The following is a 14,777-nucleotide window of genomic DNA, read 5'->3' as shown; positions in this document are numbered from 1 at the left end:
GCCTTCCGTCTCGTCGCCCGCACCATCGAGGACAAGATCCTGGCCGGCGAAATCGCGCCGGGGGATCTGCTGCCCTCCGAGGCGGGGCTGGCCGAGAAGCTGGGCGTGAACCGCTCCACCATCCGCGAAGCCATCCGCGTGCTGGAGCAGAACGGCTTCGTCAGGCGCGAGGCGGGGCGGAAGAAGCTCTATGCCTCCATCCCCCAGTCCGGCGACATTTCCCGCCGGCTCACCGCGGCGATGGTGCTGCATCAGGTGACGTTCGAGGAATTGTGGGAGGCGATGTTCGCCATCGAGCCCGCCGCGGCCGCCTCCGCCGCCCAGCGCAGCGATGCGGCCGACCTCGAAGATCTGGAGCGCAATCTCGAGGAGACGCGCAAGGCGCTGAAGGATTCCACCAGCCTCACCGCCCTCGACATCGAGTTCCACGATTTGGTCGCCCGCACCACCCGCAACCGCGCCATCCAGATGGCGCGCCTGCCCATCTCCGAACTGTTCTATCCGCCCTTCCTGAAGGTGATGTCGCGCCTCAATGCCGGCGAGCGCCTGCTGGTGGCCCATGAGGCGATCTTCGCGGCGGTCCGCGATCACGACGAGAAGCGCGCGCGGGACTGGATGGAAAAGCACATCCTGGACTTCAAGCGCGGCTACGAGCTTGCCAATCTCGACATGGCCACGCCCGTGGATATGCCCGAAAAATGAGTGCGACCGCCCCCTCCCCCGATGCTGTCACCTCCGGCGCGCTCTCGGCCGAGGAGGCCATCCGCTCGCGCCGCTCCGTCCGCGCCTTCCTGCCGACGCCGGTCGGCGACGAGACCGTTGGGGCCATACTGGAGCTTGCGGCCCGCGCGCCCTCCGGCACCAACATCCAGCCATGGCAGGTGCTGGTGCTCAGGGGTGAACCGCTCGCGGCGCTGACGGGCGAACTCCACGCCCTCTCCCTCGCCGGCGATCCCGGCACGGAGGAATTTGCCTATTACCCGCGGCAGTGGCGCGAGCCCTATCTCTCCCGTCGCCGCAAGGTGGGGTGGGATCTCTATGGCACACTCGGCATCGCCAAGGGCGACTCCGAGCGGATGCGCCGGCAGCTCGCACGCAACTTCCTGTTCTTCGATGCCCCGGTCGGCCTGATCTTCACGATCGACCGAGATCTGGAGCGTGGCTCCTGGCTCGACTATGGCATGTTCCTTCAGAATATCATGATTGCCGCGCGGGCATTCGGCCTCCACACCTGCCCGCAGGCGGCCTTCAACGCATATGGGGCGGTGATCGCAAAGCGCCTGGCCATTCCGGGCACGCAGATGGTCGTGTGCGGCATGGCCTTGGGATATGCGGACGCCGCCGCTCCGGAGAACCGCTTCGCCACCGAGCGCGAGCCACTGAAAAGCTTCGTGCGCGTCATCGACGCGCTCTCCTGACCGTCGGGCCGGCGGCCCGACTCAACCTTGCGCCACCGCCGGACGCGCAGCCCCGGTTGCGCGAGTGATGACGTACGTCCACTCCCAGACAGGACATGTCCCACATGGATCTCACCGGCACTCTCGCCATCGTCACTGGCGCCGCTTCCGGCCTCGGCAACGCTACAGCCCGACTGCTGGCGGAAAGGGGCGCCCGCCTCGCCTTGATCGACCTTCGGGAAGAAGGCATGGCAAACCTCTCGAAGGAGACCGGAGCGCTTTCCATCTCTTGCGATGTCGCCGACGCTTCGGCTTCGGAAGCGGCATTCGCCCGCATCCTTGCGGATCACGGAGTTCCGCGGATATTGATCAATTGTGCCGGAATCGCACCGGGCGCCCGCATCGTTGATCGAAGCCAGCCGGGCTCCCTCGCGGAATTCGAGCGCATAGTGCGCATCAACCTGATCGGCACCTATAACTGGCTTCGTCTCGCTGCGGCCTCTATGACAGGCAGCACGCCGGATGCCGAAGGCCAGCGAGGCGTCATCGTCAACACAGCCTCTATTGCCGCCTACGAAGGGCAGATTGGCCAGACGGCCTATGCCGCCTCTAAGGGAGGTGTCGCATCCCTTACTCTTCCGGCGGCACGGGAGCTGGCGCGCTACGGCATCCGCGTCGCTGCCATCGCTCCCGGCCTTTTCGGAACTCCCATGGTGGAGGCGATGACCCAGGAAGTGCAGGATCGCGTCTTTGATGCCATCCCATTTCCGAAGCGCCCCGGCCGACCCGAGGAATTCGCACGGATGGTCCTCAGCATCCTAGCCAATCCAATGGTGAATGGCTCTGTACTGCGTCTCGATGCAGGCTTGAGGATGCAAGCCCGGTGATGACATCTGCTCTTAAGAGACAATATGCAGATTGAAGCCGGAGCCCGTGTTCGGGGCATAGCGCGATGTGACAGGGCGGTGCGCAGAAGCAGGTTTTACCGCGCGCTCAGTTCGACCGGTGCGCGGAATCGCCGTCAACGGGACGGTTGATGTCGAAATTGGCCAGCTCGTAGCCGCGGCGGAAGTCCATGATGTGCTTTTCCATCCACAAGGTGGCATGCCTCGGATCATGCCTGCGGATGCCCTCGAATATCTCGGTGTGGGCGGCGAGCATGCGATCCTTCGCATTGAGGCGCGACATCACGCGATAAAAGGCCGGGTAGAAGAATTGCCCGATAGGCTCGCGCGCCAGCAAGAGCGCGCGGTTTCGTGACGCCTTGGCGATGATGTAGTGGAACTCGATATCCAGCGCCACAAGCTCGGATTCATGTTCGAGGCAGCGACTGGTCGCTTTGAGATTCCTATCAAGCAACGCTATTTCTTCAGCACTGGAGCGCTCTGCGGCAAGCTCCGCGGCGCGGACCTCGAGCGGTAGCATGATTTCCCACAGTTCGAGGAAGGTGATCTCGTGCAGGATCATGGCGCGGGTCATCTGCTGCGCCAGATCCTTCTCTTGGGGGACACTGATGACGAGGCGGCGAGCGCTCTTGCGGAAGACAAGCCCACTCTGCTCGAGGACACGGATGGCCTCGCGCACCGTCGATCGGTTGACGCCAAGCTGCTTTGCCAACTGCAATTCCGATGGCAGCTGCTGGCCGGTTTTGAAAACGCCGTCGAGGATGCGCTTCTCAATGGACGACGCAACCAGCTGGTAAGTCGGCTGAGCCTCGACCCGCTCCAAGGCGAAAACTTCGTTCTGGACCTCACCCATGATGCGTATGCCCACATTCAAATCAACCGATAGTCGGTCTATCGGCAGATTTTCGCACCATAGCGATGTCGTGCTCCAGAGCCAAACTTTCACGATTCATGTTGCCGATTTTATGGTTTTTAGCGCAATTTCAAATACTTGTTTTGATATCGCTGAGCTGAGTTTGGCGATTTTGCTCTTGCAGGTTCCTCTGAATCGAGAATCTAGACAGATGACCGGCGGCGCGATATAGACAGATAGTCCGACTATAAATAATCGTAGCCTCCTAGCCAGATTGCCCGCTGAGATGACGCCAACGGTCAGCGAGCATCGCCGCGACATCTATGATTATCGTTATATCATAGATATTTATATGGATATGGCTCGGTGGCTCCCAACTCGGATAACTGGAGGAGCCCCATGCGCAAGACGTGCCGAACCGTAGAGTTTGTTGCTCAACCTCCTCAGCCGCGGGAGCCTATTGCGGCAATATCGTCCATCCCTTCGCGCCGAGCCCTTCTCGCCAATGCCGTCTGCGCGATCGGAAGCGTCGGTATCATGGCTGGGGGAACTGCCCGTGCCTCCACCACGAATGAAACGGCGGACGCGCGCTATGAACGCGGCATGCAGATGCTCAAGCGCATCGGCGGGGAGGGCTACGACATTCCTGTGAAACGCCTCGCGGAAGTGGCCCCGGATCTCGCACGCTTCACCGTCGAATATCCTTACGGCGACGTTCTGTGCCGCCCGGGCCTTGACCTGACAAGCCGCCAGATCTGCACGATTTCGGCACTGATCGCCAACGGCAGCGCTCAGCCCCAGCTCAAGTATCATATGAATGGTTTCTTGAACGTCGGCGGAAAGCCGCGGGAACTTGCCGAACTGATGTTCGTGGCCATCGCCATTTGCGGTTATACTGCCGCAATCAACGGCATCGGCCTCATTCGCGAGATTTTCAAGGAGCGCAACATCGCCTTCGAGGCGATCGCCCCCGTCACCGACGACGGGACGCGCCGGTACGAACGCGGCATAGCAACCCTCATCGCCTGGTCACAGAAGGGGCCGGACGCGGTTACCGTGCCGCTTCAGAAGGTGTCTCCAGAACTCGCCCAGTGGGTGGTAGAGGTCGCTTATGGTGACCTGCTGTCGAGAGAGGGGCTCAGCCACCAAACGCGAGACCTCGCGATTGTGTCGATGCTGACCTCCGCGGGAAATCGCGCCGATGCGCTGAGATTTCATATCGAAGCCGCGCTACGCCACGGCCTCACGAAGGAGCAGCTGATTGAGGCCATCACGCAACTGAGCATCTATGCGGGATTCCCTGCAGCGCTGAATGCCTTCACGGTGGCGAACGCCACGTTTAAGGATTGGAATGGCGCAATCCCTGCTGGCCCTGCGCCGGCGGCGGCGCAATCGGAGACCCGCGAGGCCCGCCGCAAGCGGGGATCGGAGGTGCTGTCCAGGACATCTGCCGCTGCCGGCGAGGCGGTCGTACGCAGCTTCTCCGACATTGCTCCGGACATCGGCACGATGATCGTCGAAAATGCCTATGGCGACGTCTTCGCCCGCAACCAGATCTCCTCGAAGACGCGCGAGCTGACCGCGTGTGCCGCGCTGGCGGCCGTCGGCAGCAAGACGATGGAGACGCCGCTTCGCGTCCATGTGAACGCCGCGCTCACCGCTGGTGCCAACCGCGAAGAGATCAACGAGGCGCTTCTCAACCTCATACCTTATTTCGGCTACCCGGTGGTGCAGCAGGCGATCCGCATCGCTGGCGAGGAGATCGCCAAGCGACCCACCTGAAAACAAGGTCGGCCAGCCCGCCGGATGGGCTGGCCGACACGCTGCTCGCAGCCGCGAGCCTTCAGGTCCCGCGATGTTCTTCGCCACGTCTTTTGTGGCTCGGATGCCGTGCGCCTGCACGCCAAGGCCCGAGCCACATCCAGACGCCGTTGGGCAGACCGCGACCGGAGAACGCATCTCCCGTGGAAGCGCGCGGGAGCTTTACAGGAGCCGGCACGGACCGGAGGCGCAGGAATTACCGTTTTCTCGCTTGTTTTGCTTCTCAAAGAGAGTCACCCCATGGCACTTCCGACCAAGCTCCTCATCGATGGACAGCTTCTTGAAGGCTCCGGACTACTGAGCGTAGTCGACCCCTCGACCGGCGAGCCTTTCGTCGAGGTCCCGCGCGCGTCGCAGGCACAGATGGAGGCGGCGATCGCTGCAGCGAAAGCCGCACAACCCGCCTGGGGCGCGGCCCCCTTGTCTACGCGTCGTGAGCGTCTGGCGCGCTTCGCCGACGCAGTGGCGCAGCATACCGACGAACTCGCCCGCACCCTGGTGATGGAGCAAGGCAAGCCCCTGGACCAGGCGCACGCAGAGATCAGCTACGCTGAGTTCTTTCTCCGTCATTTCGCCACAGCGGAACTACCCGTCGAGATCGTGCAGGACGACGAGGTCCTTCGGGTCGAAGTTCATCATCGTCCGCTGGGCGTGGTCGCCGGAATCACGCCCTGGAACTTTCCCGTGCTCATCGCCGCTTACAAGCTCGGCCCTTCGCTACTGCTCGGGAACACCTTCATCCTCAAGCCGGCGCCGACCACACCTGTGACCTCGCTGATGCTCGGCGCACTGGCGCGCGATATCTTCCCTCCGGGCGTCGTCAACGTCGTCACGGATGCCAACGACCTCGGCGCATTGCTCACGACCCATCCGGATGTGGCGAAGATCTCCTTTACCGGCTCGACGCCCACCGGGCGCAAGGTGATGGCAAGCGCCGCGTCGACCTTGAAGCGGATCACGCTCGAGCTCGGCGGGAATGACGCCGCCATCGTACTTGACGACGTGGACGTCGCCGCCGTGGCGCCGAAGATATTCGCCGGCGCCTTCCTCAATGCTGGGCAGGTCTGCATCGCGATAAAGCGGCTCTACGTCCATGATCGCGTCTATGATGCGCTCTGCGGCGCACTAGCAGCGCAGGCAGACACTTCGGTCTTGGGGAACGGCCTTGACGCCAGCACCTCGATGGGTCCGTTGCAGAACGCCGCGCAGTATGCCAAGGCGCAACGCCTCCTCGACGTGGCTGCGAGCGACGGCACGATCGTCACAGGCGGCATCGAGGCACGCAACAGCGGCTACTTCGTTCGGCCGACCATCGTCCGCGACATCGCCGATGGCAGCGAACTGGTCGACGAAGAGCAGTTCGCCCCGATCCTGCCCGTCGTGCGTTTCAATGACATCGACGACGTCGTAAGCCGTGCCAACGCCTCACCCTACGGCCTAGGAGGGTCCGTCTGGTCCGGCGACATCGATCGCGCCTACGAACTGGCGCAGCGGATCGACAGCGGAACCGTGTGGATCAACCATCACTTGCATTTCGGCCCCCACATTCCCTTCGCCGGCGCCAAGCAATCCGGCTACGGTGTGGAGTTTTCCGAGGCCGGCCTTTCGGAATTCGGCCAGACGCACGTCATAAGCATCGCGAAATGAAAGCATCTGGCGGGCGCGAGCACGCACAGCGGATCTGATAACGGCGGCATGCCATGAACGCGCGCCGCCGATCCGCCGTAAAATCTGCCCCCGACCCCCGTCGTTCCATCCCGCTCAACCGCGCCGCCGATGGGCTGGCCCATTTACAGGACACAACGATGAGCTGCCTCATTGTGCGTTCGAGAAATCTTGTCTTCGCGTTAGTCGCGGGCATCGCCACCGTCGTCCAAGCGGGCGGAACACCGGCCGCCGCCGCGCCGGTTGCCGACGTGGACGGGCGACGTATCATCGGTGCCGACGCCGAACCCGGCAACTGGTTGTCACATGGGCGAACCTATTCGGAGCAGCGCTTCAGCCCGCTGAAACGCATAACCGACGCGAACGTCGCGAAACTGGGCCTAGCTTGGCATCACGACATTTATACCCGCACAGCGCGCGGGCTGGAGGCAACCCCCATCGTCGTGGACGGCGTGCTCTATACGTCGACCGCGTGGAGTCATGTCTTGGCGCTTGATGCCCGCACCGGCGCAAAACTCTGGGAGTTCGACCCCGAAGTCGATGGGGTTTATGCGGCCCGGGCGTGCTGCGACGTGGTGAATCGGGGGGTCGCGGTCTGGAAGGGGAAGGTTTTCATTGGCGCAATTGATGGACGTCTGATCGCCCTTGATGCGACGACAGGCAAGAAGGTCTGGGAGACGCTGACGGTAGATCGCAGCAAGGACTACACCATCACCGGCGCCCCCCGGGTAGTGAAGGGAAAGGTGATCATTGGCAATGGTGGTGCGGAATTTGGGGTGCGTGGCTATGTCTCCGCCTACGACGCCGATACCGGCGCGATGGTGTGGCGCTTCTACACCGTTCCCGGCAATCCGGCGGACGGCTTCGAGAGCCCCGTTCTCGAAATGGCCGCAAAAACTTGGGCCGGGGAATGGTGGAAATACGGAGGCGGCGGCACGGTGTGGGATTCCATGGCCTACGACCCCGATCTCGACCTACTCTATATCGGCGTCGGCAACGGTTCGACATGGAATAGGAAGATTCGCAGCCAAGGAACCGGCGACAACCTATTCCTCTCTTCTATAGTGGCGCTGCGGCCGGACACAGGCGAATACGCCTGGCATTTCCAGACCACACCCGGGGAGTCCTGGGACTATACCGCCACCCAGCATATGATACTTGCGGATTTGGTCATTGGAGGGCGTCCCCGAAAGGTTCTGATGCAGGCGCCCAAGAACGGATTCTTCTACGTTCTTGACCGCGAGACTGGAGAATATATTTCCGGAAAACCCTACATCGCATTGACGTGGGCGAAGGGGCTGGATCCGGCGGGCCGCCCGATCGTCGACCCACAGCAGCGCTATGAGGATACCGGCAAGCCGACACTCGTAGTCCCCGGACCGCTCGGGGGGCACAATTGGCACCCCATGAGTTTCAATCCTCAGACCGGCCTCGTTTATATCCCCACACGTGATGCCGGCGCCATCTACGCTCCCGCGGCACCTGATAACTACAGTCTTCGCCCTGGCGCATGGCGCTTCGGCCTGGATATGACGGCGCTGACGTTGCCTGAGGATGCGAAGGATCGCATCCAGGCCGCCAAGGGGGTCAAGGGACGGCTCATCGCATGGGACCCCGTCCGGCAAGCGGAAAAGTGGGCGGTCGAGATGCCCATGATCTGGAACGGCGGCGTGGTGTCTACGGCAGGCAACCTCGTGTTTGCTGGCAACGCACAGGGCCTTTTCGTAGCCTACCGGGCCGACACTGGCGAAAAATTGTGGGAGTTCGCAGCCGGCACCGGCATCGTAGCGGCCCCTGTCACCTACGAGGTGGAAGGTGAACAGTATGTTACGGTCCTTGCCGGATGGGGCGGGGCGGTGCCGATCGTCTTTCCCGGTATTGTCGCGGGCGCGCCCTCCAACGGCACCAATCGCGTCCTGACATTCAAACTGGGAGGCTCGGCATACTTGCCGGTCGCTGAAAAAAACTCCTCCCCGCTGGCTCCACCTCCGGCAACAGCCAATTCAACCACTGTCGAAGCGGGGAGGGTTCTCTTTCAGGAGAATTGCTTCCGCTGTCATGGTGAGAGCGCGGTGGGCGGTCCGGTGCTGCCAGATCTCCGGCGCAGCACCGCCATCGGCGACCCCGCTCTTTGGACACAGATTGTGCTTGGCGGAACTCTTGCCTTCAACGGCATGGCGCCATTCGCAACCCAATTAAGCCAAGACGAAGTAGAGAAAATTCGATCCTACGTGATCAAGAGAGCGGAAGACGAGATCAAAGACCCATCAATCAGAAAGTGAATTGAAGACGACCTGCTGGCCCCGCGCACTGGATTAGATTATTCAGGCCCATTGACCGACTTCACTAAACACCCGTCGTAGCCATTGATGTCCGGGATCGGCATCATGTCGTGCGTGCCAAGTCTGCACCACCCGGAATGAAGGAATATCTATTGGCGGCGGGAAAAGTCGGAGCGGCAGCCGCCCGGCCAATGGGGTGAAGAGACGACTGGGCTCCGTAGCCACGAGGTCGGAGGCATCGACCAACATCGGTGCCATCAAGAAGTGGCCAACTGTCATGACGACGTTCCGTTTCATTCCCTTCTCGGCGAGTATGGCATCGACATAGCCGCTCGGATTGCCCTTCATCGAAACCTGAAGATGACGTAGCGAGAGGTAGCGATCGAGGTCGAGACTCTCGCCCAGGTCGGGGTGATCGCCGCGGCCGGCGCAGATGAAGTCCTCTGCGTAGAGCAGTTCTTCGCGCATATGGGTCGGCGGCTGCGGGAAGTTGCCGGCGATGAGTTCCACTGCACCGTCATCCAGCATCGGCAAGCCGACGCTACGACTCGTGTTGCGGATCACCAGAGAAACGCCCGGCGCCTCTCGATCGAGCCGTGCGGTCAGGCGGGGTAGAAGCACGAAAGCGGCATAATCGGAGAGACCGACCACGAATTGCCGCGTGCTTTCGCTCGGATCGAACGCGCGCCCGCCGAGCAGGACGCCCTCAACCTGTTCGAGGATCGACCGCACGCTCGCCGCGATGTCCTGCGCCAGCGGCGTCGGTGTCATGCCGCGCGGGGTTCGGACAAACAGCGGGTCTCCGAACAGAGCCCGGAGGCGATTGAGCGAATGGCTGACCGCCGGCTGGGTCAGCCCAATCCGCTCGGCCGCGCGCGTGGCGTGCCCTTCGGCAACGAGGGCGTCGAAAACGACCAGCAGATTGAGATCGACGTTAGAGATATGAGCCTTCTTCATCGCGAACATACTAATAATGAATTGGATTTATCGCAATCGCCGATGCACGATCCGGCTCGAAATAAAGCGGGGCGGATGGGAGAGTTGGAGAACATGAGTGTTAGGTCCCACCACCGTAGCAACGGGAAGAGCAAGTTCTCACCGACGCTTTATTGAGGCTGCTTTTGTCGCAGCAAGTTCTTTTGCCATCAGTTGGAGCGGGCAAGCCATGGCCTCGGAAACGCATGAGGATCGATTTTCACGCGGCCTGGAGATGCTCCGCCGGATCGGCGGCGAAAATTTCGATGGACCGATCAAAGCTCTGGCGGAGACCTCCGCCGATCTGTCGCGCTTCACCGTCGAATATCCCTATGGCGATGTGCTGTCCCGCCCGGGGCTCGATCTCCCGCTTAGGCAGCTCTGCACCGTCTCGATGTTGCTGGCGGACGGCAGCGCCCAACCGCAACTGAAGTTCCATGTAGCCGGCTTTCTCAATGCCGGCGGCACCCCCGAAGCGATCGTCGAACTGCTCTTCGTCTCGGTCGCGCTCCTGGGTTTCCCTGCAACCATCAACGCGGTCGGCATCGTTCGGTCGGTATTCGGCGAACGCGAGTTGGCATTTCGGCCCATCAAACCCGCGATGGGTGACGGAGAGGGACGCGGATGGGCCGGACGCGAGATGCTGGAGCGGCTCGTGGCGGGCGACGCCCAGGACTATTTCGACCGCTTCGCCGGCACCGCGCCCGACCTCGCGCAACTTTCGATTGATTTCGGGTTCGGGGAGGCGCTGGCTCGGGACGGCCTTGATCACAAGGCCAAGCTGCTCGCGATCATCGCGATGCTCGCCGCGAGCGGCAACCGCACCGATGCACTGCGTCTTCATCTGGCCGGCGCCATCGCGAATGGAGTGACGTGCGAGGAGGTCATCGAGCTGCTGATACAACTCAGCGTCTACCGTGGCTTCCCATCGGCCCTGAACGCATTCTCGGTCGCCCGCAGCGTCTTCGCACTCGGCGTCCAGCCGCTTCAGGTGGACATTCCCGCGCCCATCGATGCGGAAAGTCGTTCGGATCGATTGGAGCGGGGGAAGGCCCCGCTTGCGAAAAGCTCGGCGGCATCAGGCGACGCCGTGGTCCGTAGCTTTGACGACATCGCACCGGACCTCGGGCGCATGATCGTCGAGCATGCCTATGGCGAGGTGTTCTCGCGCGACGGCATCGATCTGAAGACCCGTGAACTCAGTGCCTGCGCAGCTTTGGCCGCCATGGGTTCCGCAACGACGGAAACGCCTTTGCGGGTCCACATCAACGCCGCCTTGAATGTTGGTGCGAGCCGCGAAGAGATCATCGAAACGCTGATCAATCTCGCGGCCTACAGCGGCTATCCAGCGACACAACAGGCGATCCGCATCGCTGCGGAAGAGTTCGCCAAGAGCAACCCGCCCTCGCGACAGCATAAGGAAGAACGTGAATGATAGACCGGCGTTCAATGCTTTCCGCCATCATCTCAACTGCACTCCTGCCGCCATCACTCGCCATGATAACTCCCGCCGCATCGCAGGGCACCAGCCGGGCCGAACGTCTCTGGACCGGTTTCAGCTCACCGGTCGGCATGGCGTTCGACAAAACCGGCAACCTCTTTGTGGCGGAGTGGAGCGCCGGCCGCGTCTCGCGCATTGAACCGGACGGAAAGCGCACGACATTCGCGGATGATTTGTCCGGCCCCTCGGGTCTCGCGATCGACGCGGAGGGCAACATCTATGTGGCGTCCTATTCTCGCGACGAGATCTATCGCTTCACACCCGGCGGCAGCCGGGAAACCTGGCTCACGGGGCTCGCGACGCCAGCCGGGTTGGGCTTCGATCGGGCAGGACGGCTGCTGGTCGCCAACCGGCGCACCAACGAAATCCTCGCCTTCGACGCCGCCAAGACCCGCAGCGTCGTCGTCGCCGGTCTGAGAACGCCGGTCGGAGCCGTTCACCGTCCCGATAATGGTTTCATTGTCTCCAATATTGGCGGCGGCGTGACGATCTTGCGTGGCGATGGTCGCCGGATCGAGACCGGCGAGGCATTACGCACGCCGGGTCCGGGGATCGCGCAGACGGCAGGCGGTCGGGTCTTCGTGGTCGATTACGGCGGAACGGGCATTTATGAGGTCTTCGGCGACGGCCGCACGAGCCTGTTCGTCGATGGTCTTTCCAGTCCCGTGGGCCTGACAGTCTCGCCATCGGGCGATCTCTTCTCGGCCGACTGGGGTCATAGCGCCGTCTTTCGCATCAGACTTGCGTGAGGCTGGCATTCGACAACGCCAGCTGTCATCGGAAAGCTGCACTCTGAGACCACAAACCTGGAACGCACCGAGACAGTCTTTTTGCCCGGAGCCACCTCGCGATTTGGGGGCCGCTCTCTGACGTCTCGGTTTCGCAGAAGATTCAACTGCCTGGGTGGATCTCTCCGCCCCTCGGGGCCATTTTAGCGGACAGTTGACCACCAAACACTGGCGCGCATTGTACAGAGCGGTGGCAAGGACAGCACCCGCCTCATCGAAAGCAAAGTACGGGCATTCCAAGAACCAAGTCGCGATGTGGAAGTCGCCCAGCAATTAGCGTTCCCCGCGTCGAAGGGGATGCCGAACCGACGCCTTGCTGTCCAGGATATCTGCCATTTCGACAGCGACCCGATCTGCCGTCAGCCGCAGCGCCTCGTCGATATGGATATAGCGCTGCGTAACACCGCGCGCCGCGTGGCCGAGCAGAGCCGCGATGGTCAATTCCGAAAAGCCGAGATCGCCAGCCACGCTTGCGAAGGTATGGCGCAGCGTGTGCGGTGTGACGTCCTCCAGCCGTGCCGTCGCGCACACGCGGTCCAGCACACGCACGACACCGACGAAATGCCCATCGCCCCAATCGGCTGAGAAGAAGAAGCGCGATCCGGTCTGCGGCTGCGCCAGCAGGAGGTCCACGGCGGCACGACCGATCACCCGCGTCTGTGCTCCGCTTTTCGTGTCGGGAAAACGGATCGAACCTTCCTCGTCATTGAGCCAAGCACGCTCCAAAGCGAGCCCTTCCATGCGACGCAGACCCGTCATTAGGAAGAAGCGGATTGCCGCGAGGCCGGTCGGGTGCTCCCCATCCTGCTCCGCAGTCCGCATCGCCCTGCCCAGTCTCTCGATCTCGGCTCGGCTCAGCCGGCGGTCGCGAGGTATGCTGGCGAGGCGGCGCACTCCCTTTGCCGGGTTGCTCTGGATTTTCCCAAGTCGCACTGCGTGTTCCAAGATGGAGTGCAATGTCGACATAGTGCGTGCAGCTACACCTTCGCCACCCGTGGTGGCACCTCCACGGCTTCCGGTGCGCCCCTTGGAGGTCTTACCGGCCGCGATGTCGGCTTGGGCGCCTTCGACGTCCCCGAGCTTGAGCGTGCCAATGATCCGCTTGCCCAGCAGTGGTTTTATATGCGCGTCAATTCGGCTGCGATCCATGGCGAGCGTCGACGCCTTGATGGGCCGGCGTCGCTTGCCAAGAATACGCCCGGCTTCAGCCTCAGCCAGATACCAGTCGCAAACCGCCCCCACAGTCAGCTCGTCCGGTTTTGTGGCGGCCAGTTTCGGATCCAATCCTTTCGCAACGGCTGTTAAGACGTCTCTTGCGACCTCCCGCGCCTGCTCTACGGTCATCAAACCATATCGCCCGATGACGGTTCGGCGGTGGCGTCCTTCAGGCGATCGATACTGCACAATGAAGCTCTTGAGGCCGGCCGGGCTGACTCGCACTCCGAAGCCTCGAAGCTCGCCATCCCAGAGGAACTGCTCAGAACCCTGGATCCCAACCTTGGAAGGATTCAGAGCGTCCAAGCGGCGTTTCGTGATCTTTTCCATTTTGTTACAGCATCTTATGTAGTTTTTGCTTCCATTGGCTCCAGCCTAGCTGCCTTGGAAGCTAAATGGAAGCATCTGGAATCAAATCGCGTCGTCCCGCAGGCGGAATTCGGCGGACGTTAATCTCAATAAGTTTATGTTTTATCGGCAATTTTCGATCTCTAGCGCGCGACCGGATAGGGTGGCGGAGGCCCCTCGGGCACCTTGCCAAGGTTGGGGTCGAGGGTTCGAATCCCTTCGCCCGCTCCAGTTTTTCTCAAGAAAAATCAAAGACTTGCAGAGGTGCCGCCTTCGGGCGGTTGCTTGCTGATTTCATCTGTTAGGCACCTGTGAGGCACGTGAGGAGATTTGCGCTTTTTGGAACGGGCGGGCAGATCGGCCGGACGCCCTTCCGACCGATCTCCACATGCCGGGCTTGGCGAGAGCCTCCCGCTCCCGTTCATCAATGCCGCCCACGAAGCTCCAGCTCCTCCTGCGGGGGCACGATTTCGACCGGCCGTATCGACGTGCCCTGCATTTGTCTGACGAACAGCGTCATCGGGTTCTCGGCGTCACCCCTCAGGGTGAGCTTGTCGTTAAACATGCCGAGATGGCGGCCGATATCGACCAGCGCTGCGCGCTTGTCATGGAGCTTGAATTTCACACGCCGCACCGGGCGGGCATCGTCCCCGTTGCCGTCTCTGAATTCCTCGACAGTGATCTCGCTGATAGCCGCCGCCTGCTCGGCCGTCAGCCTGGAAAAGTCGAGGACAGCAGAGCCATCCGGCGTGAGCTTCATGAAGTCGTCCATGTTCGCGAAACCGATCTTGGCCAGCTCGCGCAACACCCGCTCCGCCGTGATCTCCGTTTTCGCCGCCCGTTCGGCCATGGCAACCCGGATCGCCTCAGCCACATAGGGTTTCTTGAGGTTTTCGGCCCCGATGAACGCCGCAGTGCGCTTGCTGTATCCAGCGCGGATTGCAGCCTGGGTGGCATTGAGGTCGGCCAGATATTCGCGAACGAACGTCGCCTGCTTGGGGGTCATCGGAAGTCTCCTATCAATTTT

12 protein-coding genes are annotated in these 14,777 nt (G+C 62.0%); 8 read left to right on the top strand and 4 right to left on the bottom strand.

Annotated features, from left to right (window positions below; genetic code table 11):
- The 3 genes from ACE3QW_RS22625 to ACE3QW_RS22615 all read left to right on the top strand — a co-directional run.
- A partial coding sequence (locus ACE3QW_RS22625; RefSeq protein WP_374254172.1) for a FadR/GntR family transcriptional regulator occupies positions 1-702 on the top strand: 702 nt, incomplete at its 5' end.
- The gene (locus tag ACE3QW_RS22620) at positions 699-1,418 is read left to right on the top strand and encodes a nitroreductase (RefSeq protein WP_374254171.1); all 720 of its coding nucleotides are present in this window, start codon (positions 699-701) and stop codon (positions 1,416-1,418) included. The genes ACE3QW_RS22625 and ACE3QW_RS22620, both read left to right, overlap by 4 nt.
- 104 nt (positions 1,419-1,522) lie before the next feature.
- Complete coding sequence (locus tag ACE3QW_RS22615; protein WP_374254169.1) at positions 1,523-2,284, top strand: SDR family NAD(P)-dependent oxidoreductase; 762 nt, start codon at positions 1,523-1,525, stop codon at positions 2,282-2,284.
- Between the two features lie 106 nt (positions 2,285-2,390).
- Here the strand turns inward: ACE3QW_RS22615 and ACE3QW_RS22610 are convergent, their stop codons facing one another.
- The gene (locus ACE3QW_RS22610; protein ID WP_374254167.1) at positions 2,391-3,155 is read right to left on the bottom strand and encodes a FadR/GntR family transcriptional regulator; all 765 of its coding nucleotides are present in this window, start codon (positions 3,153-3,155) and stop codon (positions 2,391-2,393) included.
- A gap of 603 nt (positions 3,156-3,758) precedes the next feature.
- On the opposite strand from ACE3QW_RS22610, the gene ACE3QW_RS22605 reads away from it, so the two are divergent.
- The 3 genes from ACE3QW_RS22605 (at position 3,759) to ACE3QW_RS22595 (ending at position 8,923) form a co-directional block, all read left to right on the top strand.
- The gene (locus ACE3QW_RS22605; protein WP_374254165.1) at positions 3,759-4,937 is read left to right on the top strand and encodes a carboxymuconolactone decarboxylase family protein; all 1,179 of its coding nucleotides are present in this window, start codon (positions 3,759-3,761) and stop codon (positions 4,935-4,937) included.
- Between the two features lie 279 nt (positions 4,938-5,216).
- Positions 5,217-6,623, top strand: a complete 1,407-nt coding sequence (locus ACE3QW_RS22600) for an aldehyde dehydrogenase family protein (RefSeq protein WP_374254163.1) — start codon at positions 5,217-5,219, stop codon at positions 6,621-6,623.
- A 53-nt stretch (positions 6,624-6,676) separates the two neighbouring features.
- Positions 6,677-8,923, top strand: a complete 2,247-nt coding sequence (locus ACE3QW_RS22595) for a PQQ-dependent dehydrogenase, methanol/ethanol family (RefSeq protein WP_374254161.1) — start codon at positions 6,677-6,679, stop codon at positions 8,921-8,923.
- A gap of 42 nt (positions 8,924-8,965) precedes the next feature.
- On the opposite strand, the gene ACE3QW_RS22590 is transcribed toward ACE3QW_RS22595, so the two are convergent.
- The gene (locus tag ACE3QW_RS22590) at positions 8,966-9,880 is read right to left on the bottom strand and encodes a LysR family transcriptional regulator (RefSeq protein WP_374254159.1); all 915 of its coding nucleotides are present in this window, start codon (positions 9,878-9,880) and stop codon (positions 8,966-8,968) included.
- 208 nt (positions 9,881-10,088) lie between these two features.
- Between ACE3QW_RS22590 and ACE3QW_RS22585 the strand changes: the two genes are divergently transcribed.
- Positions 10,089-11,333, top strand: a complete 1,245-nt coding sequence (locus ACE3QW_RS22585) for a carboxymuconolactone decarboxylase family protein (protein ID WP_374254157.1) — start codon at positions 10,089-10,091, stop codon at positions 11,331-11,333.
- Between the two features lie 14 nt (positions 11,334-11,347).
- Complete coding sequence (locus tag ACE3QW_RS22580; protein WP_374254155.1) at positions 11,348-12,148, top strand: NHL repeat-containing protein; 801 nt, start codon at positions 11,348-11,350, stop codon at positions 12,146-12,148.
- Between the two features lie 312 nt (positions 12,149-12,460).
- On the opposite strand, the gene ACE3QW_RS22575 is transcribed toward ACE3QW_RS22580, so the two are convergent.
- Both ACE3QW_RS22575 and ACE3QW_RS22570 read right to left on the bottom strand, forming a co-directional pair.
- On the bottom strand, positions 12,461-13,732 hold the full coding sequence (locus tag ACE3QW_RS22575) for a tyrosine-type recombinase/integrase (protein ID WP_374254153.1): 1,272 nt from the start codon (positions 13,730-13,732) through the stop codon (positions 12,461-12,463).
- 442 nt (positions 13,733-14,174) lie between these two features.
- Positions 14,175-14,756, bottom strand: a complete 582-nt coding sequence (locus tag ACE3QW_RS22570; RefSeq protein ID WP_374254151.1) for a terminase small subunit — start codon at positions 14,754-14,756, stop codon at positions 14,175-14,177.
- Between the last annotated feature and the right edge of the window lie 21 nt (positions 14,757-14,777).

Source organism: Xanthobacter sp., from assembly GCF_041911315.1.
Taxonomy (GTDB): Bacteria; Pseudomonadota; Alphaproteobacteria; order Rhizobiales; family Xanthobacteraceae; genus Xanthobacter; species Xanthobacter aminoxidans.
This window is presented reverse-complemented; position numbering and strand designations above follow the sequence as displayed.

Excerpts from the sequence above, each read along its gene's own strand:
- ACE3QW_RS22620 (WP_374254171.1), top strand. The coding sequence starts at position 699 with ATGAGTGCGACCGCCCCCTCCCCCGATGCTGTCACCTCCGGCGCGCTC.
- ACE3QW_RS22615 (WP_374254169.1), top strand. The coding sequence starts at position 1,523 with ATGGATCTCACCGGCACTCTCGCCATCGTCACTGGCGCCGCTTCCGGC.
- ACE3QW_RS22610 (WP_374254167.1), bottom strand. The coding sequence starts at position 3,155 with ATGGGTGAGGTCCAGAACGAAGTTTTCGCCTTGGAGCGGGTCGAGGCT.
- ACE3QW_RS22605 (WP_374254165.1), top strand. The coding sequence starts at position 3,759 with ATGCAGATGCTCAAGCGCATCGGCGGGGAGGGCTACGACATTCCTGTG.
- ACE3QW_RS22600 (WP_374254163.1), top strand. The coding sequence starts at position 5,217 with ATGGCACTTCCGACCAAGCTCCTCATCGATGGACAGCTTCTTGAAGGC.
- ACE3QW_RS22595 (WP_374254161.1), top strand. The coding sequence starts at position 6,677 with ATGAACGCGCGCCGCCGATCCGCCGTAAAATCTGCCCCCGACCCCCGT.
- ACE3QW_RS22590 (WP_374254159.1), bottom strand. The coding sequence starts at position 9,880 with ATGAAGAAGGCTCATATCTCTAACGTCGATCTCAATCTGCTGGTCGTT.
- ACE3QW_RS22585 (WP_374254157.1), top strand. The coding sequence starts at position 10,089 with ATGGCCTCGGAAACGCATGAGGATCGATTTTCACGCGGCCTGGAGATG.
- ACE3QW_RS22580 (WP_374254155.1), top strand. The coding sequence starts at position 11,348 with ATGCTTTCCGCCATCATCTCAACTGCACTCCTGCCGCCATCACTCGCC.
- ACE3QW_RS22575 (WP_374254153.1), bottom strand. The coding sequence starts at position 13,732 with ATGGAAAAGATCACGAAACGCCGCTTGGACGCTCTGAATCCTTCCAAG.
- ACE3QW_RS22570 (WP_374254151.1), bottom strand. The coding sequence starts at position 14,756 with ATGACCCCCAAGCAGGCGACGTTCGTTCGCGAATATCTGGCCGACCTC.